The sequence below is a fragment of the Bacillus sp. JH7 genome (assembly GCF_001563515.1).
GTDB classification, from domain to species: Bacteria; Bacillota; Bacilli; order Bacillales; family Bacillaceae_G; genus Bacillus_A; species Bacillus_A cereus.
The window spans coordinates 177,835-204,536 of the sequence record NZ_LPUS01000022.1; the positions used below are offsets into that span (position 1 = coordinate 177,835).

The following is a 26,702-nucleotide window of genomic DNA, read 5'->3' on the forward strand; positions in this document are numbered from 1 at the left end:
TTCATGTTCACTTCTATATTCTACAATAGCGATAACATATTCGGATGAGGTGTTGGCATGAGAGGGAAACATATTTTCATTATTACTGCACTAATAAGTATATTGATGTTATCTGCTTGCGGACAAAAAAACGGCTCAGCTACAGTCGCTACAGCAACAGACTCGACCATTACAAAGGATAACTTCGAAAAACAATTGAAAGATCGTTACGGAAAAGACATGCTATACGAAATGATGGCACAAGACGTCATCACAAAAAAATATAAAGTACCTGATGAAGAGGTAAATAAAGAAGTAGAAAAAGTAAAAAAACAATATGGAGATCAATTCAAAAAAGTATTAGAAAATAATGGTTTAAAAGATGAAGAGGATTTCAAAAATCAAATTAAGTTCAAACTTGCTATGAATGAAGCGATTAAGAAAAGCATTACAGAGAAAGACGTAAAAGACCACTATAAGCCAGAAATTAAAGCGAGTCACATTTTAGTAAGTGACGAAAATGAAGCGAAAGAAATAAAGAGTAAACTAGATGCTGGTGCTTCATTTGAAGAATTAGCAAAACAAGAATCACAAGATCTACTATCAAAAGATAAAGGCGGAGACCTTGGATACTTCAATTCAGGTACAATGGCTCCTGAATTCGAAACGGCTGCCTACAAACTAAATGTTGGACAAATTAGCAATCCCGTAAAATCATCAAACGGTTATCACGTTATTAAATTAACTGATAAAAAAGATTTAAAACCTTACGATGAGGTAAAAAACTCTATTCGCAAAAACTTAGAGGAAGAACGTACTGCTGATCCTGTATTCAGCAAAAAATTGTTACAAGAGGAATTAAAAAAGGCAAATATTAAAATAAATGATAGTGATTTGAAAGATACATTTACTCTTGTTTCTCCGCAAGGAAATTAAAAAAAGCACACCCTTATCTTTTTAGATAAGGGTGTGCTTTTTAATCTTTCATCTTATTTCTTAAAGTACGTCCAACCTTCTTCTTGGTAAACCTTTTCTTCTTTCATCAACTTACCAAGTGCGCGCTTAAATGCAGCTTTACTCATGTTAAAGCGTTCTTTAATATCTTCTGGATGGCTCTTATCCCAAAACGGCATTGCTCCGCCTCGTTCTTCCATATATGCATAAATTACTGCAGCATCATCTTCCATTCCTTCTTCTTTACGAGGAAGAAGTGAAATGTTAATTGTACCGTCATCTTTTACGTCAATAATACGGCCCGTTACACGCTGACCGATGCGGACTTGTTCTTTTCTTTCTGTATGGTGTAGGAAAGCACGGAAATGCTCATCCGTTAGTATGAATGAACCAACTTGAAGTGAACGATATACACGTCCGTTTACGTTTTTATTACGCATAGATGGCGTTGCATCTACGATAATTTCTTGCATATCACTGTCTCTTGCCGGAAGAGCAATTAAACGATCACGATTCGTTAATTTTAACGTACAATATAATTCGTCGCCTACTTCTGGCCATACCGGCATATAAATCGGGAACTCATCAGCTGGAATTAGTATATCTTTTGACACACCAATATCAACAAACACACCTAAACTAGGAATAACTTCTACAACCTTTACCCAGTTCCAATCATACGTTGTAATAATTGGTTCCTTCATTGTTGCTGAAATACGATTTTGGTGATCAAGGTATAAGAATACATCAATCGTATCGCCTTCTGCAATTTCTCCAGCTACTTCGTTTTTATGTAGGAAAATTTCTTCTTCTTCATTCCCAACCATATATCCGATTTCCGTTTCGCGTAAAACAGTTACCTGTTCAATCGATCCTATTTGCAAATACATATTTTTTAATTCCCTTCTATATATATAAAATTATCTTTTTTATCATTCCAAACAAAAGTTAATTATAACATGATTTTTCCTGTATTTGTCCAACTGCCCAAAATTCACTATAATAAAATGAGGTTACATGAATATAAGTACGAAAACACTTAAGTCTAGACTCGTTTTCAGCTATACTTTAGTATGTACAGTACATAACAAGATTAGAAATTTATTTGGAGGTGCTAACTATGGCAAAAGATAGTTCTTTTGACATCGTTTCGAAAGTAGAATTACCTGAAGTAACAAACGCAATTAATATCGCATTAAAAGAAATCCAAAACCGATATGACTTTAAAGGAAGTAAAAGTGATATTAAATTAGAAAAAGAAGTACTTGTTTTAACTTCTGATGACGAGTTTAAATTAGAGCAAGTAAAAGACGTTCTTATCTCTAAACTTGTAAAACGTAACGTTCCAATTAAGAACTTAGATTACGGAAAAGTTGAAGCTGCAACTGGCAACACTGTTCGCCAACGCGCAACACTTCAACAAGGTATCGATAAAGATAACGCGAAAAAAATTAACAACATCATTAAAGAAATGAAATTAAAAGTAAAAACACAAGTACAAGATGATCAAGTACGTGTTACAGCAAAAAGCCGTGATGACTTACAAGCCGTAATCGCAGCTGTTCGTAGCGCTGATTTACCAATCGACGTACAGTTCATTAACTACCGCTAAAAAGAAAACTCCTCTTAATTAGAGGAGTTTTCTTTTTGTCTTGTAGAGACAATATTACGAGAACAAACTATAGAAAAAGGTATATGCGGTGAAAATCGCTAAGTGAACAGGGTCTAACCATACGCATACTTTACAAGTGACCGTATGATTAAACTAGGCCTTATTGTAGAATTTGTTTTATACATGTATTTAGCAGACCTTATTGAAAATAAGAAAAAGACACCTCAAGACGTTTCCCCCTTCGATTTGAATTACTTTTCTTAGTAATTACATCCTAGGCCAAAGTCATCTTAAAAATTGCTATAACTCATAATTCCTCTCCTCGCCAAAACGTAACAATTTATGAGTATAAGAATATTTTCCAACCTTTAATGTAATGTAAAATTAATAAGTATTTTAAAAAATGTTAATTAAAAAAGAGTTAGAAGTGGTTATTTGAAGAAATTAATATTATGGTTTTTATTGGCCACATTCTCCCTAAATACTGTAGGATGTTCTAATAATACGAATACACTAACGGATAAGTCTAACTGTATCAACAAAGCTTGGTACAAAAAAAATATGTCATGTAATCATTTAAAAAACATTAAATAGTTAATGATAAAGGTCATAAAAAAAGACACCTCAAAGTGCCTTCCTCCGACTTGAACCATCTTAATTTCAATCATATTTGGATGGAGTTAAAAAGAAGCATAAATTTTTAATAAAGATGCAACTATTGTTTATTTCAAAGGCCTTTCTCTATCCGTATGGACACAAAAACAGGTTAGGAAGATGGCTTTTTCTCCCTAACCTGAAATCCCCCTCTCATTAGAGAAGTTTTCATTCTCACATCGTTCCTCTTAAGAAATTTCATATCAACAGAATAAATACTATCGCGCCACCGAACAAACTTACATATACAATAAGAAGACATGAACATAGAGCCAGCAACTTCTCATCTACGTTTCCTTTTAACTACAATTAAAAACGCAATAAATAATACATTCACACCAACGATTAAGGAGATAAATAACCAATTCACACCTGTTTCTCCGTTAACTTTATACACGTTTGATTCTTCACGCTTTAAAACGAGATAAAATTTTCCGTTTTCCTCTCTTATAATTTCATCCTGCAACAATCCTCTTAACTCTTGTTTTTCACCAATTGCACTTGCAGGTAAGGAGACTTTTTGTGTTTCTTTCGTATTATTAATTGCTACTAAAGTTACTTCATCTTTATATTTTCGTTTTAGTATGCTCATCCCGCTCTTATCATACAGAAGCTCAAACGTACCGCGTCGTAAAGACGGTCTCGCCTGCCTAAGTTCACCTAGTTTTGTTATGTGCTGCATAAATTTTTCGTCTGACTTAAAATCCATTAATCGTCTATTATCGGGTACACTTCCTCCATCTAATGCAATTTCAGTTCCGTAATAAAAATTCGGAATTCCAGGTGATGTTAACAAATAAGTAAGCGCCAGTTTTAAACGTGATGGCGGATAATACATATTTTCTTTTGCAATACGCGCATATCTTTTTGTTTCTTGATCATCTAAAAACGTAACAAATTCCCCTTCTTTTTTACTCACATCGTATAACGATTTCACCGATACATCCGCTTTGGAAAACGATTCTACTATTTTTTCGTTGTATTCGCTATCCTCCTTTGTCATAATACGAAAATCTTTCTTTATCACTTGCATATCTTTTTGCGCGTTATCCCAAAAGGAACGCGGCTTTTTTTCACTATGTATAACATAACTTCCGTCTAAATCAACTTCTTTTATCCACCATTTCGTTGCATCAATTACCTGTTGTTCGTTTTCTCCAAGTGGAAATTGAAATACAACTTTCATTCCTTTTGCATGAGCTTCTTTTACAAGTTCTTTCACATCATTGTCTGTCCCGAAATGTTCATTTACCTTTTTAAAATTTCGCACGTCTAATCCATCGTACTTTCCACTTTCAAAAAGCGGCGAAAGCATAATGGTAGTAAAACCCATTTCTTTTATGTAATCCAACCTTTTTATAATTCCTCTTATATCCCCGCCTTGATACCCTTCTAAATTACCAACTTCTAACTGCTTGTCATTTTTCGGTTCTCCATTATTGAAGCGATCAATCATAATGGAGTATATAACTTCATCTTTCCACTCTCTTTTTTCGTCTGTAAAAGTATGTATTGGTACAAACAAAACAAAAGCTAAGCAAAAACAAATGAATAGTTTCCTAGTCCGTATTTTTCCCACACGCATCCCCCAAGTTTTTAATTGTAAGAATATTATACCAATTATCCAAGTGAAACGCATATGTCGATTTCAATCCTCACAAAATAATTTATGTTAGATTTCCTGACATCAAGTATATAATTTTCTGATTTTTTAGTTGATTTTTAATTTAATTTCGAATATGATATGAAACATAACAAAACGATGTTGTTTTTTCTAACATCATAGGAGGAGAGCTCATGAATATGGGAGATACAGTTTTTATGTTTGTGACGACAGTAATGGTCATGTTGATGACACCAGGATTGGCACTTTTTTATGGAGGTATGGTTCGCAGCAAAAACGTACTCAGTACAACGATGCATAGTTATAGCGCAATGGCTATCGTTTCGATTCAATGGATTGTTATCGGCTATTCTTTATCATTCGGACCAGATTGGCACGGGCTTATCGGTACACTTGATTGGTTCGGTCTAAACGGAGTTACCTACGCACCAAATCCAGACTACTCATCTACTATTCCTCACAATTTATTCATGATGTTTCAACTCATGTTCGCCATTTTAACTCCAGCTTTAATTTCAGGTGCATTTGCTGAAAGAATGCGATTTTCTGCCTTTCTTATTTTTATCCTTCTATGGACAACGATCGTTTACAATCCTGTCGCTCATTGGGTATGGGGCGTCGGTGGGTGGCTAAGGGAACTTGGCGCCCTAGACTTCGCTGGCGGAAACGTCGTTCACATCACTTCCGGAGTTGCTGGTCTTGTATTAGCTATTTTCCTCGGAAAACGAAAAAACATACATGGTTCTTCTCCTCACCATTTGCCATTTACAATGTTAGGCGCAGGTTTATTATGGTTTGGCTGGTTCGGCTTTAACGTCGGCAGCGCATTATCCTTAAACGACGTAGCGTTAACTGCATTTATTAATACAAATATAGCCGCCGCTGCCTCGGCTCTAACTTGGATGCTTTCTGAATGGTTCTTCCAATCAAAACCGACCGCAATGGGAGCTGCTTGCGGAGTTGTTTCTGGTCTAGTCGCTATTACACCAGCTTGCGGGTTCGTTACACCTTTCTCCGCCCTTCTTATCGGAGCAATTGGTGGCATATTATGCTTTGGCGCCGTTTTCTTCTTAAAAACAAAATTCGGTTATGACGATACACTTGATGCCTTTGGATGCCACGGCATCGGAGGAACTTGGGGCGGTATTGCAACAGGACTATTTGCAACTACTGCCGTAAACGGGGATGGTGCGAACGGATTGTTTTACGGAAACGCCGCGTTACTGTTTAAACAACTTGTAGCAATCGGGGCAACCTATGCCTTTACAATCATAATGACGTACACCATTATTAAAGTTATTAGCTTTTTCCTCCCCGTTCGAGTAGATGAGCACGAGGAACACATGGGACTTGATATTTCGATGCATGGTGAGAAAGCTTATGAACATGCAGAGCGAGCAAACTAAAAAAGAGATGCAATCTATTAGTAATAGATTGCATCTCTTTTTTGCGCACCGGGCAACATACCCCATCTAGTATAACCGGAAATATATTAACGGTTTTTTGGATATATCAACGATTTTTCAAATATATCGATTGTTTCTTTCAATATATCAACGGTTCGACACAACATATCGATTTACCAACAAATTCCGACATGTTTTACATGCGAAATACCCCACATAACTTTATACAAAAAAGACGACCGAAGCCCGGTCGTCTTTTCCTATTTATTTCGGAGCATTTCCTACATATTGCGTAATATCAACATTTAATGCCTGCGCTAAACGCATACCGTATTCTTGATCTGCACGGAAGAAGTTACAAACAGCTAATAATTTTGTGCGTTCATTTACGTCTTTTAGATCATTTGTTAAGTTTGCAATTAAGTTATCTTGCTCTTCTTTAGAGAATGAACGGTAACGCTCACCTGCTTGTTTGAAGTCATTTGGTTTCTCAATTTTTTCACGAGATACATAGCCTTCTACTTTCATAGTTGAATCGCGGTAAGCTTTGTCTTCAACTGGATTCTCTGCATGACGACTCGGTTCGTAGTTGATTGTAGATGGGTTTTGATTCACTTGCATCGCACCATCACGTTGTTGATTATGAACAGCTGCGTATGGGCAGTTTACAGGAATTTGTAAGTAATTTGCACCAAGACGATAACGCTGTGTATCTGGGTAAGAGAATAAACGACCTTGTAATAATTTATCTTCCGATGGCTCAATACCATTTACAGTTGCACTTGGAGAGAACGCTACTTGCTCTACTTCTGCAAAGAAGTTTTTCGGATTACGATTTAACGTCATTGTCCCTACTTCCATTAATGGGAAGCGTTCTTCTGGCCATACTTTCGTTGGATCTAGTGGATCAAAGTCTAAAGAGTCCATTTCATCTAATTGCATAACTTGTACGTGTAAATCCCATTTTGGGTAATTTCCTTTTTCGATTGCATCGAACAAGTCACGAGTTGCATGATTGAAGTCTTTCCCTTGTACTTCTTGCACTTCTTTCGCATTTAAGTTACGTACACCTTGCTGTGGTTTCCAGTGGTATTTAATATAAACAATTTTACCTTCTTCATTAATCCATTTAAATGAATGGACGCCGAAACCTTCCATTTCACGATAGCTTGCTGGTGTACCGTAATCAGAAAATACCCATGTCATCATATGTGTAGATTCTGGACTTAACGTCATGAAATCCCAATAACGATCTGGCGTTTGAATATTCGTATCAGGTGCTGGTTTTAAGGAATGTACCATATCAGGGAATTTAATTGCATCACGAATGAAGAAAACTGGTAAATGATTACCTACGATATCGTAGTTTCCTTCTTCTGTATAAAATTTAACAGCAAACCCACGTGGGTCACGTGCTGTTTCAGGAGAACCTTGACCATGAATAACCGTTGAAAAACGAACAAATACAGGCGTTTCAGTTCCTTCATTTTGTAAAAATGCTGCTTTCGTATATTGCTTCATACTATTTTTCGTTACGAATACACCGTGAGCACCTGCACCACGTGCATGCACAACACGCTCCGGAATACGTTCACGATCAAAGTGCGCAAGTTTTTCTACTAAATGATAGTCTTCTAATAATACTGGTCCACGACGACCAGCTGTACGAGAATTTTGGTTGTCTCCAACTGGAGCACCTTGGTTTGTTGTTAAGCGATTATTTGGATTCATCTAGGGGGATCCTCCTCTTTCCTTCATAGTAATCATTATTTATTTAAAATTATTATAAATTAATTATTATTCAAAACTAAATCTTTGTCAACTATTTCCTTCACTTTTTTGGAAACAATTTCAGCCAAACAGTCGATAAATGCAGATTGTGCATTCGGCATATTTGGTCTGAAATATTTGGCATTTAATTCATCCGTTACAACTTTACATTCATAATCGTTGTCATATAAAACTTCTAAATGCTCCGCTACAAAACCAACTGGGCAATATACGAAAGATTCGTACCCATGCTCTTCATATAAATCTTTCGTTAAATCTTGCACATCTGGACCAATCCACGGATCTGGAGTATTCCCAGCACTTTGCCAACCGATTGTATAGTTTTGAATATTTGCAGCTTCTGCAATTAAATCTGCCGTATGCTTTAGTTGTTCTACATATGGGTCTCCTGCTGCAATAATTTTTTCTGGCAAACTATGCGCTGAAAAAATTACGACTGCTTTCTCTTTATTATCAATTTCTGTAAACATCTCTTTTATTTGGTCTGCCCAATACGAAATAAATTTCGGTTCATCATACCATTGTTCAATTGGTTCAATAACAGGACCACCGATTTCTTTTGAAAGACGAATAGCACGGTCATTATACGCTTTAATGCTAAATGTAGAGTAATGCGGCGCTAATACGATACTAATCGCTTGCTCGATCCCATCACGCTTCATTTCTTCTACAGCATCTTCTATAAATGGTGCAATATGTTTTAAACCTAAGTAACAAGTAAATTCATACTCTGTAAATATGTTATTCATTGAATCTGTTAATTTATGCGCCTGTTCTTTCGTAATTTTTGCAAGCGGTGAAATTCCACCAATCGCTTTATAGCGCCCAATTAAATCTTCAAGCGCTTCTTCTGATGGCGTACGCCCGTGACGGATATGTGTATAATATGCCTCTACATCGTCTAATGATTCTGGTGTTCCATACGCCATTACGAGTAAACCTATTCTTTTCTTTGTCATCTATCTAACACCTCAATTTTATAAATGAGAATCTTTTTCAGAACGTTTGTTTCCAATTATAACAAGTAATAATAAGTACGTCAAAATAATAATTCTAATTAAGTATTATTTATAAGGTGATTTTGAATTTTATATGACAATTTCTTTAATAAAAAGCGACTTACATAATTGTAAGCCGCTTTTCCCTTATTCCTTAATATTTACCCCATATTCTTTAAACCAAACATGAATTTGTGCTAAATGAGCTAAAAGCTGTGGCCCAGTCATCAATTGACCAAACCATGGTGTTTGAAATGCACTGCCGCCAGACTGAATCAATCCGCTCAACTGCTCTTTATCAAACAGTTCGTGTAAAATTGAACCTTTATCCGTTAATAGATTTTGAAGCCATACTGTTACTGCGTTTGTATAGTGTGGATTGTGCGTTTTCGGATACGGACTCTTCTTTCTATATAAGATGTCATGCGGAAGTACATCTTCTAACGCTTTACGTAATAGACCTTTTTCGCGGTTTTTATACATTTTCATTTCCCAAGGAATATTCCACGCATATTCGACAAGACGATGATCTGCAAATGGAACACGTACTTCTAAACTTGCCCCCATACTCATGCGGTCTTTTCTGTCTAATAATGTTGTCATAAACCATACCATATTTAAATAAAATAATTGGCGTCTTTTTGCTTCTAGCGGACTTTCCCCCTCTAAAATAGGAACTTCTTGAATCGACTCTTCATAACGCCTTTGTACATATTGTTGTAAATTTAATTTATTTCTCCATTCTTTTTTTAGAAGTTGTTCACGCGCTTCTGTAGAACGCATCCATGGAAATGCACTCGATTGTAAATCATCTTCTCTATAAAACCACGGATATCCACCAAATATTTCATCTGCACATTCTCCAGATAAGCCGACGACAAAATCTTGTTTAATTTCGCGGCAAAACCATAATAATGACGAATCGATATCTGCCATACCAGGCAAATCACGAACGAGTACCGCCTCCGTTAAATACTCTGCTAGTTTTTCATTCGAAATGACGCAACGATGATGAGTTGTTTGAAACGTCTCTGTCATCAAATTAATAAACGGAGCATCTGAATTTGGCTGAAACGCATTCGCTTTAAAGTATTTGTCATTATCTTCGTAATCAATTGAATACGTGTGTAATTGTCCTTTTCCTGATCTCTCGTATTCTTTCGCCGCAATAGCTGTAATAGCGCTCGAATCTACACCACCTGATAAAAAGGTACATAGTGGTACATCAGAAACAAGCTGTCTTGTAATGGCATCTTGTAGTAAAAAGCGCGTTTTCTCTACTGTTTCTTCAAAAGAGTCTTCATGTTTTTTACTTTCTACATTCCAATATCTCCATATACATAAACCGTTCTTTGAAAATGTCATCGCATGACCTGGACGTAATTCTTTTATACCAGCATAAATACCGTGGCCAGGCGTTCTTGACGGTCCGAGTCCGAATATTTCTGATAACCCTTCTAATGTTACTTCCGCCTTCACATCTGGATGCGACAATATCGCTTTTAACTCCGAACCAAATAGTAAGCGTCCGCTATCATATTTATAAAAAAGTGGCTTTACACCTAATCGATCTCTCGCAATAAATACTTGTTCTTTCTGTTCGTCCCATACTGCAAACGCATATATACCGTTTAAATGATCGACACATTCTTCTTTCCATTCAATATAAGAAGCTAATAATACTTCTGTATCAGAATGACCTTTGAACGTATACCCTCTTCTTAATAATTCCTTTCGAATGTCTTCTGTGTTATAAAGTTCACCGTTATAGCAAATGGCGTAATTCGTTTCATCTTTTAAACAAGTCATCGGCTGTTTACCGCCCTCAGGGTCTACAACGATTAACCGTTTATGCCCAAATGCGACATTTCCTTTAATCCAAACTTTATTATCATCCGGCCCCCGCTTCGCTAACGTCTCAGCCATCTTCGTAACGACATCTCTTTCTCCTTCTAATGAGCGTTTATAATCCACCCATCCTGTAATCCCGCACATATAAATCATCCTTCCATCTTATTTCTTTTCTTGAACGTGCAGTAATCCCCACCCTAAGAGTGCGGATCAAAAAATGAAAAACTTGACGATAACCTACTATCCACATATGGAATAGCATTCTCACTCAGTAAAACGTGTTTTATTGTATGCCCACCTATGTCTAGATGTGTCTAGTTATAAAGAACGCACGAACTGTCTATAACAGGAATAACTACTTTTCATAAAGGAGAAATCGTATATGATACAACGTAAACATATTTTATATAACCAGCCCCGTGCTCATACAGTCGGTAATGTAGAATATATAAACAATGAATGGGTATTCTTTGATGATGAAAATGATGAAGCGTTTCTATTAGAAGATATTGCCGAAGATGGGTTTGAAATTTTGTATAATAACAATTGGTTACCAGCCCGTTTCTATGAACAAGATGTATTACAAATCGCCAACGAGCAACACCATTTGCAAAATGGTGAAATGGTACGTATTCGAAAAAAGTTACTTCTTAGCTATAATGAATGGCTCGAGGAATTACCTGACTCTGTCTTCGCATTATTAACTGAATCATTGCAATCACTTCACTACTCTTTATATGATTGCATGTATTGTCATAATTATTTATCCTTCTTACCGAAAGAGGAGTCACGCGAAGGAGTAAATATTCTTTTGTTTGATAACGACGAAATGATCTGTACACTGCAGCACCATTTCGTACGTCACACTACGTCAAATAAAAATATGTTCCGTTTTACGAAAGTAAATGGAGAAGAGTTGCATATCGATGCGACATAAAAAATAAAAACCACCTTATCTCCCAAGTCTTTGAGATTATAAGGTGGTTTTATTTTTATTTGAATACGTACCAGCCAAGTGGCAATTTCAGTCCTAAGTATAATACTGCTACTAGCGCAACAATAAATAAGCCCCAAACCGCCCCTGTTGGTTTGTTTTTGCTCATTTTTACAAGAACCATTTCCATTCCGCCGATAACTAAAATACCAGCTAACATTTTCAGGCCGTACCACATGTGCATGCTACCTGTTGCTGTCTTCACAATACTCATGTACAACATGAAGCCTGTCACAATAATGATGATATACATTAGGCGAAGCCCCATATGTACACCTTTACCTTTTCTTCCCGCTGAATAAAGTGAATACGCAACGAAAAATAAAATTAAACCTAACGCCCATGCTGTAATATGCATATGTACCATCGTATCCCTTACCTCCTCTTTTCACACTTTTTCACTCTATATGATAACATGTTCATTTATTTTCAGGAAATGTTTCGCTTTTTTACATTTAAATGATATAATATTTAGAGTATTTACAAACTTCTTGTAATAACAAAAGGGGGAACAATCATGATTCAAACTAAGGATATTATCGAACTTACAGACACATACGGAGCAAATAACTATCACCCACTTCCAATCGTTATTTCTAAAGCAGAAGGTGTTTGGGTAGAAGATCCTGAAGGAAACCGCTATATGGACTTATTAAGTGCATATTCTGCAGTAAACCAAGGTCATCGTCACCCGAAAATTATTAACGCTTTAATTGACCAAGCTAATCGTGTTACGTTAACTTCTCGTGCTTTCCATAGCGATCAATTAGGTCCTTGGTACGAAAAAGTTGCGAAACTAACTAATAAAGAAATGGTACTTCCAATGAATACAGGTGCTGAAGCTGTTGAAACTGCAATTAAAACAGTTCGTCGCTGGGCTTATGATGTGAAGAAAGTAGAAGCAAACCGCGCTGAAATCATCGTTTGTGAAGATAACTTCCACGGACGTACAATGGGTTCTGTTTCTATGTCTTCAAACGAAGAGTACAAGCGTGGATTCGGTCCAATGCTTCCTGGCATCGTTGTAATTCCTTACGGTGATTTAGAAGCATTAAAAGCCGCAATTACACCAAACACAGCAGCATTCATTTTAGAGCCAATTCAAGGTGAAGCAGGAATTAACATCCCGCCAGCTGGTTACTTAAAAGAAGCTTTTGAAGTATGTAAAAAAGAAAACGTTTTATTTGTAGCAGATGAAATCCAAACTGGCTTAGGCCGTACTGGTAAAGTATTTGCTTGTGACTGGGACAATGTAACTCCTGACATGTACATACTTGGTAAAGCACTTGGCGGCGGTGTATTCCCAATCTCTTGCGTAGCAGCAAACCGCGACATTTTAGGCGTATTCGAGCCAGGTTCTCACGGTTCTACATTCGGTGGTAACCCACTTGCATGTGCTGTTTCTATCGCAGCTCTTGAAGTGTTAGAAGAAGAAAAATTAACAGAGCGTTCTCTTCAATTAGGAGAAAAATTAGTTGGGCAATTAAAAGAGATTGATAACCCAATGATCACTGAAGTTCGTGGTAAAGGTTTATTCATCGGTATCGAATTAAACGAACCAGCTCGTCCTTACTGTGAACAACTAAAAGCAGCTGGTCTACTATGTAAAGAAACACATGAAAACGTAATTCGTATCGCACCACCTCTAGTAATCTCTGAAGAAGATTTAGAGTGGGCATTCCAAAAAATTAAAGCTGTATTATCGTAATGATAGAGAGGTTGTCCGACATGTTAGGACAACCTCTTTCTTTTTATATTCATTTATATTAAGATAAATTTTTAATTTTCTGTATTTTAAAATCATAAAGGAGGTGCAATATGCTATTAAGATATGGTAAACATGGTAAACATATTAACTATTTAGCTACATCTTTTATTTTAGTTACATTCTTTGGCTTCCTACTTTCCACAACATGGCTTACTCACCACTCAACTCCTACTACATTCACACTACTGAAAGCATCATTTTGGACTGCTGTTATTCTTACTATCATTGGTTTTGGACGAGAAAAAAGCGCACTTACGGTTATACTATTTGGCATTTGCACACTTACATTCATTGGTCTTTACACTTTTTCCGTTATTGATTACCTCTATAACCCAAGGCCATAAAAAAGAGCTATCTTTTAACAAGATAGCTCTTTTCTTCACTTCACTACATTTCGCAAAGTACCAATTCCTTCTACTGTAATAACCACTTCATCACCAGCATGTAAAAACTTCGGTGGTGTGAAACCTTTTCCGACACCAGCTGGGGTTCCTGTTGCGATAATATCGCCTGGTTCTAAAGTCATTCCTTTACTTATCGTTGAAATAATTTCTTCTATTGAAAAAATCATTTTATTTGTGTTAGAAGTTTGCCTTACTTCTCCATTTACTACCGTTTCAATGTGTAATGCATTCGGCGCATTAACCACCGATTTATGAATTAAATACGGTCCCATCGGACAAAATGTATCGAAGCTTTTCCCAAGGAAAAACTGTTTATGTTTTCTTTGAATGTCTCGAGCTGTTACATCATTGATAATCGTATAACCAAAAACATGCTCAAGTGCTTTTTCTTTTTTTATTTGCTTCCCTCGCTTACTAATAACGATAGCTAATTCTCCTTCGTAATCTAGTTCGTCCGTTGCATGAGGGTGACCATTAATTTGCTCATTTATGCCAATAACTGTTGTTGGTGCTTTCGTAAAAATCATTATATTTTCTGGAATAGACTCTACTCCGCCCATTTCTACCGCATGCTCACGATAGTTTTTTCCAACGCACAAAATATTCTTTCTTGGCCTTGGAATCGGTGCTAATATTTTCACCTCTGTTAACGGATAATACGCCGCTTCCCCGTTTTCTTTTGCCCAATTTACAATTTCACATACTTTCTCAAAGCATTCAGTCCCTCTTTCAATACACTCTAACATTGTAATAGGGATTGTAACCTTTTCCCCTTTTTGTCTTTGCGCTTCTCTTAAGTGTAATACCTTTTCTTCTTCTTCATCCACAATACCTACAAATACCTTTTCTGCTTTCTTCGCCGTTACAAAACGCAATATTTCCACTCTCCATCCTAAAACTCATGCCCTTTAATTGTATTCGCATCCGTAAGAAAAAAACCTTCTCATGCACGCTAATTTTTACAATATTCTTCTCATACCCTATTCGTTACCCTTTATCATTTGGCATAAAATGTAGAAATTTTACTTTTTTTAGCGAATGCATTTCTTTTTTATGAAGTTTTTGTATAATATGTACTACATATATACTAAAAATTTCATTTAGAGATGGAGCCGATTTCAATGTTTGAGCAAGCGATTGAAAAAAAACGTGAAAAAATGATTTATTTTGCTGAACGCTATGGAATGACTTCTCAAAAAACAGTGGATTGTAGCCAAGAACTGGACAGGCTCTTAAATGTAATTTGTCATGTACATACGGATTTACACCCTAATCAAACGTTCAAAACACACACGCAATAATGCGTGTGTTTCTTTTATTTCAAAAAAATACACATTTTATTGGAAACGCCCATACAATAGTAGAAAAGAAAATTTTAAAAACGAAGGGTGTTTTGTATGCCAGCTATGGTCGGACATATTCGTATCGTCAATATTGGATCAAGTGGTATTTTTCATATTGGAGATGTATTTGCGATTAGGCCTATTAGTTACTCACGTGCTTTCGCCGGGGCCGGCTCTTTTAATGTTGGAGATAACGTTTCTGTCTACAATTATCAAAGTGCAACGACTGTCAACGATTCAGATGTCGTCGATCAAGCGATAATTGGTTCAACTTAAAGGGGGCGATTGTATTGAATTTTTACGTAAACCAAAGCATCATCATTAACAGCATTAAAATTGATAGCATTACAACCTCTTCTGTGTTCCAAATTGGTACTGCCGGAAGTATTAAAGCCCTATCTAAATTTTCAAATACGGGCGGATTTACGGAGCCGCTTCGCCCATTACAAGCGAAAGGACAAATTATTTCTATCAAACCATCAACTAGTTCTTCTTAAGACATCCTTGTCATAAATATATAGCAGGAATATTTTTACCCTCCCTATTGAAAAGGAGGTTTCACAAATGAATCAAGATATATATACTTACTTACACCAACTTCAACAAGCTCTTCAAACACAACAAGCAGCCATCCTGAATTTAGAAGATCAAGTGCGCCAACTCCAAGAAGAGCTTAACGAATTAAAAAATCGCCCCTCCTCTTCTGTAGGAAAAGTGGAATACAAATTCGATCAATTAAAAGTCGAAAATTTAAATGGTACTTTAAATATTGGTTTAAACCCATTTTCAGCAAAAGGACAACAAATTGAAGATTTTCAAGTGGATACAGAAACATTGAAGGTAAACCCTGAAACCGAAACAAACCCAGACTTTTATCAAGGTATCCTCCAAGAAATGCATCGATACTTAGATGAAGAAGCATATAATCGTATTCTCCATTTTGAACAAGAAGAGCAAACACCGCTTGATGAAATGTATCGACAAATGATGGTGGATGACATAAAAAAACAGATGGAGCATCGACTCCCTTATTATTTATCACAAGCGCAATCATATGAAGGTATTTCAACAGATCCAGATTATTTACGAGATATCATTATTCAGGCAATGAAACAAGATATTGACAAAGCCTTTCTCTCCTTTATTCAGCACATACCGGGAAATTTCCGAAAGGAGTAAGTATGTATGAACCTTAACGTTGTAAACCGTGAGTTAAAAGTCGGACAGATTAAAATGAACGGTGTATCGTCGTCCGCACTCTTTTTAATTGGAGATGCAAATCTCCTCATTCTATCTTCTATTCTCGATACACCATTTGAAACAGTTACAGAGGGTCCATTTGTACCATTAGTAACAGATGTCCCTCCTACTCCAGGTTAAGGAGACTGAGAAATTATGTTGCATCATGTGTCTATTGTCCAAAATGTTTCTATTATTTCTTTAGGGATTGCTGCTGTATTTCAAGTTGGAGATGCAAACCAAATGGAATTAAAAAGTAGAGCTATTGCCGTCCACCGTGAAATTCCTTTTTATATACGGGGAGAAGGTCGCTTTGATGCTTTTGAAATCTTTACAGATGAACACATTACAATTCCAAAACGAACGACAGATGTAAAATTAAACATTGTAAATGAATGCCCTTTTATTGAAGTGAATAACGTTGAATTACGCACACTTTTAAATTCTGGTTGCTTTCAAATTGGAAATGTTGATTATGGTTTTAATAACTCTCGTATTATACAAATCCGCCAATATATTACGGATGAACCTTCCGCACAATAATTCATATAGTAATTAAAAAGCTTAGTAAAGTAGGTGGATGGTATGCCTTCGGTTGTAGGAAATCTCGTCGTGCAAAACAGTAACGGCTCTTTCAACTTAGGAGATTTTTATAACGTATCTCCGAAAGAAAACACGAAAGCCTATAACGGATCTGGAGCTTCCAATGTTGGGTTTGTCGTGAATACGTTTAACGGTGTTAGTGCAACAAATACATTTGATTCTGATGTGGCAGATCAAGATCAGATTGGAACAGCGTAAAAAAAGTAGGAGAATATCTCCTACTTTTTTCTTTTATCTAATTCAAAATTATTAAAATAAAATTTTAATAAGCAAGAGCTTTACTGTCCACAAATAGTGGTATAAACAAGTAAGTAGTGAAGAGGCACTATTTCATTTTATTTAAATGATAACCCGCTCTCCTCCAAAGCCCTCCTAAGCTTCGGCAAAGATGCAGGTCCCATACCATGCAATTTTAATATTTCTTTTTCACTATATTTTGAGAGTTCTTCTACAGTTTGAATTCCATGGTGTTCTAATGCCCTTCTTGCTGGCGCTGAAAGAAGAGAGAGAAAACCTTCTTTTGGTTTTCTCTCTTTCTCACAGACTGGGCAAGTTGGACAATCGCTACTTTTATAGTACTCGTGTCCCTGTTCACAAGTTCTTAACGTTTTTTCCGTTACCATTTTCAAGCCCCTCTATTCTTCAATATTTACAACGTGATTCCCATCAAAGAAGTATAAACATTTCTCTTTTACAGGATGTTGTAAGCTTTTCTCCAGTGCTTTTGCATATAACGAAAGCTGCACTTTATATCGATCTTCTAAAATTGGTTTCGCTTGTTCGAATCCGCCTGGAAATTTCCCTTCAATCGTATCTGTTTTGAAATCGATTAGCGTAATACCATCTTCTTCTTCAATCATGCAGTCGATAACCCCTTGGACAAGAATCGATTCCCCGCTATTCCCTTGCCAATCTTGATATGCTTCTTCTGCTGCAAGCATCATCGTAAATGGTACTTCACGCTCAACGCTTTTCGCCGCTAATACCCTTTTACCTAAGTCACTGTCAAAGAATGAAATTACTTTTTCAATCGCTATTTCTTCCGCCTGCTCGAATGTTAATAATTCCTTATTTACCATTCCAGCAATTTGCTCTTGAAGAACTTCAACCGTAATCGGCTTCTTCAAATCAACATGCTGCATAACGGCATGGACTGCTGTTCCGCGCTCTGCGTACGTTAACCCTTTTTTCTCCATAAAGCGCGGACGTGTTTTAATTGGTGCACGTAGTTTTTTAATAAAGGCGTTATCGCTACCTTCTTCAGATTGATAATTTCTCTTTATTTCTGTAACAGATTGCTTTGCACGATGAGATGTCGCATCCTCATATCCGTACTTCCACATTAATCTGTCGTACACTTCTTCTTTCCGTTCACTTTGCAGGGGAACAGCCTTTTTCTCACGAAGCGCTTCTAACAATTCTTGTTTTTCTTCTTGAACTGGCTCTGGTGCAAGTAGCGTATTACCATCCACAACTTCTACTTTCCAGCTCGTGTCATACCCGTAAATTTCATCTGGAATACTTCCTTGTCCTAATTCAAGAAGCATTTCACTATCACGGTGTCTATATAATGAAGGTGCAATCCAGTCTAAATAACAAGACGCCCCAGCACGTATATGATCTGGTAATAACCATTCACTATGTTCCCTCGCATCAAGCCATTTTTCCATTTCCTTATTTGCATCCTTAACTGTTCCAATTAAAATTAACTTCTCTTTCGCACGCGTCAATGCTACGTATAGTACGCGCATTTCTTCCGCAATTAATTCCATTTTCATTTTACGCTTAATCGCAAGCTGTGATAATGTTGTATATTTAATTCGTTTACGCGGATCGATAAATTGCGAACCGAAACCGAAATCTTTATGCAATAAGAAACGTTTCATTAAGTCTTGTGTATTAAAACGACGACCGAGTCCAGCTACAAATACAACTGGGAACTCTAACCCTTTACTTTTATGAATCGTCATAATGCGAACAACGTCTTCTTGTTCACCGAGGGCCCTCGCCGTACCCATATCATCACCGCGTTCTAAAATACGTTCAATAAAACGTAAGAAACGGAATAATCCTCTAAATGATGTTGCTTCATATTGTCTTGCGCGGTCATATAGTACGCGTAAGTTTGCCTGCCTTTGCTTTCCAGCTGGTAAACCGCCAACGAAGTCGTAATAACCTGTCTCACCGTACACTTTCCAAATTAAATCAGAAAGTGATTGTTGGCGCGCGAATTCACGCCATCCTTGCAGTAAGTTATAAAACCACTCTAATTTATCATGAAGTTCTTGCTCCTCTTCAAGTGGTGCCCCTTTTAAGAATGAGCTCATTACTTCATAAAATGACCCTTTCTTTCCGTGAGCACGAAGCGTCGCAAGTTCTTCGTCATTTAATCCAACGATCGGTGAACGAAGTACTGCTGCAAGCGGGATATCTTGCATCGGATTATCAATAACGCGGAATACGTTCATCATAATATTTACTTCTGTCGCTTCAAAGTAACCAGTCGCAAGGTCTGCATATACTGGAATTCCTTGTAGTTTTAACTCTTCCATAATTTGCGGTGCCCACGGCATGGAGCGAAGTAAAATAACGAAGTCGCGGTATTGTACTGGGCGCATACTATCATTTTTACGGTCATACACTTCATAACCTGAATCAACCATCGCTTTAATGCGCTGCGCCATAAGACGAGCTTCAAGCTGTGCTTTTTCGACTTCTGCACCTTCTTCACCGTCTATTACTTCTTCTTCCGTTTGCTGAATGCACAGTAGTTCTGCCGCTACATCTTCACCTTCTGGATAGGTAGCACCTAACTTTAATTCAGCGTCTGCATCGTAGTCGATTTCTCCGACTTCTTCACCCATAATTTGTTTGAAGATAAAGTTCGTACCTGCTAGTACTTCATGACGACTACGGAAGTTTTTCGCTAAGTCGATCTTCATTCCACCGCCCAATCCTTCTTGTGTGAAGCGTTTATATTTTCCTAGGAATAGTCCTGGTTCGGCTAGTCGGAAACGATAAATCGACTGTTTTACGTCACCAACCATAAACAAGTTTCCTTCACTCTCAGAATCTTTCGTTACGAATTTAATAATAGATTCCTGTACAAAGTTCGTATCTTGATATTCATCGACTAATACTTCAGCAAATTTATTACGATATTGGAGCGCAACTGCTGACGGATTCATTTCACCATTTTCACTTTGTTCACTTAAAATTTGTAAACAAAAATGCTCTAAATCTGTGAAATCGACCATTCCTTTATCTCGCTTCATCGCTTGGAAACGCTCTGTAAATACTTTTACAAGTTGAACAAGCTTTTCTAATACTGGGTGCATATCTTGAAAATCTCGTAAGAAACTTTCAGGTTTTCGGCTAAATAACTCTTCTTGTAATTTCTTCACTTCATCTTTCGCTTTATTACGAAGAGAGTCTACTTGTTTTACAACATCTTCATTGTAATCACTTTTCTTAATACGCTTTAACGTTTGCCACGATACGTTTTGCATCGCTTCATACAAACTTGTCCACGACTCATGAGCAGCTGATGATAGCGTTCCAAGTAAAGCTAGATCTGCTTGCAGGGTTTCAATGCGAGGCGCTGGACCGTCAGGAAGCATTGCGAGTTCAGTTGCCTTACGAATATGCTGTTCCGCTGTTTCAAGCTGGAATTTCACATCTTCTAATAAATAAGAAGCATATACTAAATCTTCAATTGTCTTTCCTTCTACGTCATATGCTTCTACTAATTTATCAAGCCATTTTTCCGGATTTGGATGCGCTCTTGACTCTGTATGAAGCGCTAAAATCATACGTTGTAAGTCATCATCACTACGGTCACTCGTATAACGATCAACAAGTTCAAAGAAGATTGTATTATCTTCGATTCCGTACTCTTCTTCTAATATGTCATCTAGCACTTCTTCTTTTAACAATTCATTTTCTGTTTGATTAGCAATACGGAAACGAGGATCAACATCAAGCATGTAGTAATATCCTCTAATTACTTGTAAACAGAATGAGTGAATTGTTGAAATGGAAGCTTTATTTAATAGGCTCAGCTGCTTTCTTACGTGTTGAGAGCCTGGTTCATCAATTAATACCTTTTCTAACGCTTCCCCGATTCGGTTTTTCATCTCTTGCGCCGCTGCATTCGTAAATGTTACAACGAGCAGGCGGTCGACATCGACTGGATTCTCTTCATTAATAATCTTTTTAATAATACGTTCAACTAATACTGCTGTTTTACCTGATCCAGCTGCAGCCGCAACTAAAATATCACGCCCGTTCGCTACAACAGCTTTCCACTGGTCATCTGTCCATTGACTATCTTCTGGTTTTTTAGGCCAATTTTCTATCATTCTCCGCCAACCTCCTCTCTTATTTTCTCCATCGCTTCGCTATCTTTCATATCTTTTAACGATCGGAACTGATTATCTTCAAGTGACTCATCAAATTGACAAACAGATTTGAAGTTACAGAACGTACATGCTGCTTTATTTCCCATTTTATAAGGAGCAATATCGATAACACCTTCTGTAATATCTTTTCCGATATTTTCAAACGTATGGTGTACATATTTTTGCAGTACATTAAACTCTTGCTCACTTGCAATACTTGAACGCGCACTAAAGCTACCGTCTTTTTTCAGGCCAGCAGAAATAATATCTGAACTTCCTGTTGAAAGTTTGTTATCCATTAAACGAACAACGTCAGCATCTCCTAATACGAGTCCTTTCATTTTAAATTTCTTTAAAATTTCTTTTTCAATTTCAGCTTCAGATGCGTCACCTTTCATCTCAACGATTGGGTTATGAATATGGAAATACAATACACCAGCTGGTGATGCTGCGTGACCTTTTTTCATCCACGTCTGCGCATTCGAAGTAACAACATCTAAATACGTTAACATTTGAAGTGCTAATCCGTAATACACTTCCGTTAAATCTAACCCTTTTGAACTTGATTTATAATCAATAATACGTAAGAACGTCCCGTTTTCATCTTCTGCCTTATCAACACGGTCAATACGGCCGACAACTTCCATCTTCACACCATTTGGTAATGAGAATTCCATCGGCGGAAGTGAGCCTGTACCACCCATACCGAACGGCACTTCTAAATCAACTGGTACGAATCCGCTTGACTTCGCATGTTCACGAAGAATGATTGACGTACGGAAAATGATTTGTTGTAGTTTTTGTTTTAAATAGAAATGACGGTTTGAACTTAATAAAATTTGTCGTTGTAATAACGGTGCGATTTCTTCTATTACTAAAACAGAAAGATGCTCACACTCTTTTATGGATAAATCCGCCCAAGTACGGTTTTCACGCAATAGCTTGTCCGCAATTTTCTTTAATGCCGCATGGAATAATTCGCCGATGTCCGGCGCATCAAGCTTGAAAATATCACGCTCTCTAAGCGATAAACCGTGCTGCGCAAAATGAGCGTATGCACAACGGTTAAATAGTTCCATACGAGAGACGCTTCCTTTAATTATATCTCCGTATAAATCTCTACTTACTGCTGTATTTAGTTTCTTCGCACGATTTCGATAGAATAAACTTGATAAGACGCGGCTACTTTTTTGTTTCCATTCATCTGAAGTTACGTAGAAATTATATACGTCCCACCAAAAGTCTAAATTCCCTTCAAATCCGTATCGCTTCCACGTTTGTAGTTGCTGCATAACGTAAGATAACGTTACTTCTGGCGTTGCTACGTATGAAATTTGTTCTGAACGTGATAAATCGTTTACGTCATTCGTAATAAATGAATCTTTCACATTAGGGAACATTCTTTTTATTTTCTTAATAAAGCTAGACGCAAGTAACGTCTTTCCTTCTTCATCTGCAAGCGGGCATGAAATATATAACTTCTCAGATGCTCTCGTTACCATTTGATACATAACGAACTGTTCTTCTAACAAAGTTTGTCTCGTCGTTGGCGCTAATTCAATCCCCGCTGCACCAAGAACTTCTCTTTCTTCATCAGAAAGCATACCTTCGTCCATAGGTGCTGCTGGAATAACACCCTCATTTACACCTATAATAAACGTTGCTTTCACGTCAGATAACCTGGAGTGATCAATATTAGCAATTAACACTTGGTCTAATGACGGTGGAATGTTAGCAAATTGAAGCGCCTCAAGACCTGTCGACATAACGTCCGTAAACATAGAAAGAGACATTTTCTCTTCACCAAGCATCTCTACAAACGTATCAAGAAGGCTCATTACTTCTTCCCATACTTGTTCATGATCTGTCGCAAATAAGAAATCTCCACTTTCTTCTGCACGTATACGTAATTCTTCTAGTTTTTTCGGAACATCCAGCTCTTCTAGAAATAAGTAAACTGCTTCACACATTTGCATAACTGTTCCTGCACGCTTTAACCTTTTTTGCATGCGAATAACAGGTGTTCTTACAACGTCACGTAACCTATTTATTTTCTCTTCCATTTCACGTTCACTATCTGTGATCATCCCGTTCGTATCATCAAGAGAACGATAACGGCGATACATCCATGGATCCTCTGAAGTCCACCTCTTTCCTTGTACACCGTACGCTAAACAGTAATTTTCAAATTCATCCATTTCTTCACGCATCGTTTCTTTTCTTACGTCTAATGGATATAAAAGCTCTGTTTTCACGCAGCGGAACACCGCATCATAACGCCAATTCCCACTAATAATCTCGAGTGCAGAACGAATACATTCTACTAATGGGTGGTGTGACATCGGACGCTTTTCATCGATGAAGTGTGGGATATTGTAATCTGTAAATAACGTTCGCATCACATCGTAATAACTTTCCCCATTACGAAGAAGAACCGCAATATCTCGGTAACGATAGTTTTCCTCCGCCACAAGTTTACGAATTTCACGCGCAACACCTTCTACCTCTGCTCGTAAATTCGCAGCTGTACTAATCGTTACACTCGCTTCACCGTTAAATTTTTCATTCGGACGCGCTTCATAATGAGCTTCTAAATGTGCTAATGCCGGAGAATGAAAACGCGGCTGTTCCATAAGTGGAATTGTTTTTTCAATTTCTATTTTCTCTTCACGCGCTACTTGTTTGATTTTTTCATACGTTAACGTCGTTTCATAAAATAAATCAAGTTCATTTACTGGCTGCGCTAACGTTTTTTCATCTATCGTTAACGTGATCGTAACTCTCGCTCCGCAAATCATAAGCTGTCTTACAATCTCTAACTCTTGCGGGGAGAATGAATGAAATCCATCTATATAAATTTCCGCACCATTTACATATTCAGACTGCGGAAGCTTTTCCACTAGCAATTGTAGGTAGTCTTCTGAATCTAAATATTTTCCGATTAAAGCACGTTCAAAATCATCGTATAGTAACTGTAAATCATACACTTTATTCGCTAGTAACTTTTGTTCGGCACTGCTACTATGCGCATCTAATTGTTGCCACATTTCATATACGTTAGATGGCGTTACATTGTAACGTTTAAACTCTGCAATCATACTGCCAAGATGTTCAAAGAAACCGTTTTGCTCCGCTGCTTTTTGGAACACCGATAATCCATCTTTACGAGACTCTACAATTTTACGGAGTAACATATGTACACCCGCTTCATCAATATGAAGACGACTCGCTCCGCCAACTTCTTGTAGTACCTTCCACGCTAATCGTGAAAAACTAAAAACTTGTGCCCGAATAGAACCTCTTACATCCTCACTTCCAATTAACGCCTGCTGCGTCTGGAATGTCATCTGTTCTGGCACAAGATATAATATTGTTTTCCCTCTCGGGCGTTGTTTTAACTCTTCTTGCACTTCGCGTAAACAAAGTGTACTTTTTCCACTTCCCGCTCTACCAATCACAAATCGAAGTGACATGTAACCCCACCTTTCACTTACATAACGAACGTTAGTTTGCTACTATAATTGTATTATAGTACACGAAAAAAGACAAACTGAGTTGTTTGTCTTTTCTATACTTCTACTTCATTATATCAACCTTTTGAAAAATTCGTTTGCACCTCTTGAATTGGCCAATATCGCAAATCAACTTTACCGACAACTGTATCAGCTTTTACAAAGCCAAAGTGTCTACTATCCCAGCTCCCGAGCCGGTTATCACCTACTACAAAAATAAACCCGGGTGGCACCAGCTTTTCTTTCGTTAACTCTTCTAATGTAAAGTCGCCTGTTAGTTGCCTTCCATTTATCTCTTTCTTATACTTCTCTAAATACGGCTCATCAATAAATTGACCGTTTATATATAACTTATCCTGCTTATATTCAATATGATCTCCAGGTAAACCGATAACCCGCTTTACATAGTCCTCTTTTTTATTCGCATGAAATACCACAACGTCAAATCTGTTCAAGTCCCCAACTTGATAACTCACCTTATTTACAACTAGCATATTGCCATCTTGCAATGTCGGCATCATTGACTTCCCCTCTACAACATACGTTGAAAAGAAAAACGTTCGAAAAAATACAGCTAATAATACACCAATTAAAATTGTTCGTATCCACTCTATGCCTTCTTTTTTCAAAGTTTTCTTCATCTGCTTCTCCCCTTATCCTTTAATACTGAAGCTTTCCTTTACAAAGAAGACTATTCTTAATGTAGTTCTAACTTTACTTCGATTTTCTTACCGACATACCATAAAATAAAAATACCAATCGCTACAATAACTGATTTCACTGGATTATGAATAAATGACATTAAATCATGACCGATATACGTTAAAATAAAAATCATCACAAGTTTTCCGAATGCTAACGCTAGACCAAACTGTTTTACACTAATTCGGGATAAACCAGCGACAACATTTATGAGCGCTGACGGTGTAAACGGAAAACAAAATATAACAAAAATCGGTGCGAATCCTTTCCTTTCAACCCACCCCATTGCTTTTCGTACTCTCTCATGCTTATTTACAAACGAAAAGAAACGACTGCGACCAAAATGGCGGATGATGAAAAAGACAAGTAATGCACCCATTACTGATCCAAGCCATGAATAAAGAAAACCGAGCCAAAAGCCAAATGCAACAGCATTCGCCAGTACAAATACAATAAGCGGTAATGCTGGAATCAACGCCTCTATCATCGGTAAACCAATACCAAGAAGTGGTCCGAACGCTTTATAACTCTCAACAATATGATCCATATTTTCTGGTGAAAAATACTCTTTGATTGTCTGAAAATCCATTCTACACTTTACCCCTTTACTCTAAATACTATCCCTACTGTATCATTGCTTATATGAAAGAGGAAATGGTAGATACGACATACGGAGATGTATTTATTAAAGTTTCCATATCTTTCATAAGAATTCCTTCATTATTTAGCTATGATAATCTATCAATATTCGACAGGACGTGTCGTTCGTTTTGTTATTTAGATTGTTTTTCGGTTTTTATCGGTAAATGAAATTATACTGGTGATTTTCTAAATATATCAATTACAACTCGTTTTTTCTAATATATCG

25 protein-coding genes are annotated in these 26,702 nt (G+C 37.0%); 13 read left to right on the forward strand and 12 right to left on the reverse strand.

What is annotated here, in order from left to right; translation table 11 throughout:
* Window positions 1–57: 57 nt before the first annotated feature.
* Complete coding sequence (prsA, locus tag AU379_RS21465) at window positions 58–915, forward strand: peptidylprolyl isomerase PrsA (RefSeq protein WP_061139702.1); 858 nt, start codon at window positions 58–60, stop codon at window positions 913–915.
* Window positions 916–968: 53 nt separating this feature from the next.
* On the opposite strand, the gene AU379_RS21470 is transcribed toward prsA, so the two are convergent.
* Window positions 969–1,823 (reverse strand): S1-like domain-containing RNA-binding protein, encoded by an 855-nt coding sequence (locus AU379_RS21470; protein WP_000281257.1) that lies wholly within the window; start codon window positions 1,821–1,823, stop codon window positions 969–971.
* Between the two features lie 230 nt (window positions 1,824–2,053).
* On the opposite strand from AU379_RS21470, the gene AU379_RS21475 reads away from it, so the two are divergent.
* A complete protein-coding gene (locus AU379_RS21475) occupies window positions 2,054–2,545 on the forward strand; it encodes a YajQ family cyclic di-GMP-binding protein (protein WP_001040149.1) in 492 nt (163 codons plus the stop codon).
* A gap of 937 nt (window positions 2,546–3,482) precedes the next feature.
* Here AU379_RS21475 and AU379_RS21480 read toward each other — a convergent pair.
* On the reverse strand, window positions 3,483–4,838 hold the full coding sequence (locus AU379_RS21480; RefSeq protein WP_061139703.1) for an alpha-amylase family glycosyl hydrolase: 1,356 nt from the start codon (window positions 4,836–4,838) through the stop codon (window positions 3,483–3,485).
* Window positions 4,839–4,996: 158 nt separating this feature from the next.
* On the opposite strand from AU379_RS21480, the gene AU379_RS21485 reads away from it, so the two are divergent.
* On the forward strand, window positions 4,997–6,229 hold the full coding sequence (locus tag AU379_RS21485; protein WP_061139704.1) for an ammonium transporter: 1,233 nt from the start codon (window positions 4,997–4,999) through the stop codon (window positions 6,227–6,229).
* A gap of 264 nt (window positions 6,230–6,493) precedes the next feature.
* On the opposite strand, the gene katB is transcribed toward AU379_RS21485, so the two are convergent.
* From katB to asnB, 3 genes are all read right to left on the reverse strand, one after another.
* Window positions 6,494–7,960 carry a catalase KatB gene (gene katB, locus AU379_RS21490; RefSeq protein WP_048568225.1) on the reverse strand — a complete coding sequence of 489 codons (1,467 nt, stop codon included), beginning with the start codon at window positions 7,958–7,960 and terminating at the stop codon, window positions 6,494–6,496.
* 59 nt (window positions 7,961–8,019) lie between these two features.
* Window positions 8,020–8,979 (reverse strand): ferrochelatase, encoded by a 960-nt coding sequence (gene hemH, locus AU379_RS21495; protein ID WP_000163131.1) that lies wholly within the window; start codon window positions 8,977–8,979, stop codon window positions 8,020–8,022.
* Window positions 8,980–9,165: 186 nt separating this feature from the next.
* A complete protein-coding gene (asnB, locus tag AU379_RS21500) occupies window positions 9,166–11,013 on the reverse strand; it encodes an asparagine synthase (glutamine-hydrolyzing) (RefSeq protein ID WP_000334004.1) in 1,848 nt (615 codons plus the stop codon).
* Window positions 11,014–11,251: 238 nt separating this feature from the next.
* Here asnB and AU379_RS21505 point away from each other — a divergent pair, with 238 nt between their 5' ends.
* The gene (locus AU379_RS21505) at window positions 11,252–11,806 is read left to right on the forward strand and encodes a DUF2777 domain-containing protein (RefSeq protein WP_000616047.1); all 555 of its coding nucleotides are present in this window, start codon (window positions 11,252–11,254) and stop codon (window positions 11,804–11,806) included.
* Window positions 11,807–11,861: 55 nt separating this feature from the next.
* Here AU379_RS21505 and AU379_RS21510 read toward each other — a convergent pair whose 3' ends face one another.
* Window positions 11,862–12,230 carry a YisL family protein gene (locus AU379_RS21510; protein WP_000233495.1) on the reverse strand — a complete coding sequence of 123 codons (369 nt, stop codon included), beginning with the start codon at window positions 12,228–12,230 and terminating at the stop codon, window positions 11,862–11,864.
* Between the two features lie 150 nt (window positions 12,231–12,380).
* Here AU379_RS21510 and rocD point away from each other — a divergent pair, with 150 nt between their 5' ends.
* On the forward strand, window positions 12,381–13,571 hold the full coding sequence (gene rocD, locus AU379_RS21515) for an ornithine aminotransferase (protein WP_000616658.1): 1,191 nt from the start codon (window positions 12,381–12,383) through the stop codon (window positions 13,569–13,571).
* 110 nt (window positions 13,572–13,681) lie between these two features.
* Window positions 13,682–13,975: a hypothetical protein gene (locus AU379_RS21520; protein WP_000926853.1), complete on the forward strand. Its 294-nt coding sequence runs from the start codon at window positions 13,682–13,684 to the stop codon at window positions 13,973–13,975.
* Window positions 13,976–14,010: 35 nt separating this feature from the next.
* Here the strand turns inward: AU379_RS21520 and AU379_RS21525 are convergent, their stop codons facing one another.
* Complete coding sequence (locus AU379_RS21525; protein WP_001213065.1) at window positions 14,011–14,910, reverse strand: fumarylacetoacetate hydrolase family protein; 900 nt, start codon at window positions 14,908–14,910, stop codon at window positions 14,011–14,013.
* Between the two features lie 246 nt (window positions 14,911–15,156).
* Here AU379_RS21525 and AU379_RS21530 point away from each other — a divergent pair, with 246 nt between their 5' ends.
* The 7 genes from AU379_RS21530 (at window position 15,157) to gerPF (ending at window position 17,418) form a co-directional block, all read left to right on the forward strand.
* On the forward strand, window positions 15,157–15,336 hold the full coding sequence (locus AU379_RS21530) for an aspartyl-phosphate phosphatase Spo0E family protein (RefSeq protein WP_000462841.1): 180 nt from the start codon (window positions 15,157–15,159) through the stop codon (window positions 15,334–15,336).
* A gap of 96 nt (window positions 15,337–15,432) precedes the next feature.
* The gene (gene gerPA, locus AU379_RS21535) at window positions 15,433–15,654 is read left to right on the forward strand and encodes a spore germination protein GerPA (RefSeq protein ID WP_001111188.1); all 222 of its coding nucleotides are present in this window, start codon (window positions 15,433–15,435) and stop codon (window positions 15,652–15,654) included.
* A gap of 14 nt (window positions 15,655–15,668) precedes the next feature.
* Entirely contained in the window at window positions 15,669–15,875 is a 207-nt protein-coding gene (gene gerPB, locus AU379_RS21540) for a spore germination protein GerPB (protein ID WP_001012508.1), read from the forward strand.
* A gap of 67 nt (window positions 15,876–15,942) precedes the next feature.
* Window positions 15,943–16,557, forward strand: coding sequence for a spore germination protein GerPC (gerPC, locus tag AU379_RS21545; RefSeq protein WP_001070759.1), 615 nt, complete (start codon window positions 15,943–15,945; stop codon window positions 16,555–16,557).
* Window positions 16,558–16,563: 6 nt separating this feature from the next.
* A complete protein-coding gene (gene gerPD / locus AU379_RS21550; RefSeq protein ID WP_001052807.1) occupies window positions 16,564–16,758 on the forward strand; it encodes a spore germination protein GerPD in 195 nt (64 codons plus the stop codon).
* 15 nt (window positions 16,759–16,773) lie between these two features.
* Complete coding sequence (locus AU379_RS21555) at window positions 16,774–17,160, forward strand: spore germination protein GerPE (protein ID WP_000902319.1); 387 nt, start codon at window positions 16,774–16,776, stop codon at window positions 17,158–17,160.
* A 42-nt stretch (window positions 17,161–17,202) separates the two neighbouring features.
* Complete coding sequence (gerPF, locus tag AU379_RS21560; protein ID WP_001141566.1) at window positions 17,203–17,418, forward strand: spore germination protein GerPF; 216 nt, start codon at window positions 17,203–17,205, stop codon at window positions 17,416–17,418.
* Between the two features lie 137 nt (window positions 17,419–17,555).
* On the opposite strand, the gene AU379_RS21565 is transcribed toward gerPF, so the two are convergent.
* From AU379_RS21565 to AU379_RS21585, 5 genes are all read right to left on the reverse strand, one after another.
* A complete protein-coding gene (locus AU379_RS21565) occupies window positions 17,556–17,843 on the reverse strand; it encodes an RNA polymerase alpha subunit C-terminal domain-containing protein (RefSeq protein WP_000255727.1) in 288 nt (95 codons plus the stop codon).
* 12 nt (window positions 17,844–17,855) lie between these two features.
* A complete protein-coding gene (gene addA, locus AU379_RS21570; protein WP_003312670.1) occupies window positions 17,856–21,581 on the reverse strand; it encodes a helicase-exonuclease AddAB subunit AddA in 3,726 nt (1,241 codons plus the stop codon).
* Window positions 21,578–25,093: a helicase-exonuclease AddAB subunit AddB gene (gene addB / locus AU379_RS21575; RefSeq protein WP_061139705.1), complete on the reverse strand. Its 3,516-nt coding sequence runs from the start codon at window positions 25,091–25,093 to the stop codon at window positions 21,578–21,580. The genes addA and addB overlap by 4 nt, the downstream gene beginning before the upstream one ends.
* Before the next feature lie 116 nt (window positions 25,094–25,209).
* The gene (gene lepB, locus AU379_RS21580; protein WP_000751910.1) at window positions 25,210–25,773 is read right to left on the reverse strand and encodes a signal peptidase I; all 564 of its coding nucleotides are present in this window, start codon (window positions 25,771–25,773) and stop codon (window positions 25,210–25,212) included.
* 56 nt (window positions 25,774–25,829) lie between these two features.
* Window positions 25,830–26,423: a TVP38/TMEM64 family protein gene (locus AU379_RS21585; protein WP_000347518.1), complete on the reverse strand. Its 594-nt coding sequence runs from the start codon at window positions 26,421–26,423 to the stop codon at window positions 25,830–25,832.
* Between the last annotated feature and the right edge of the window lie 279 nt (window positions 26,424–26,702).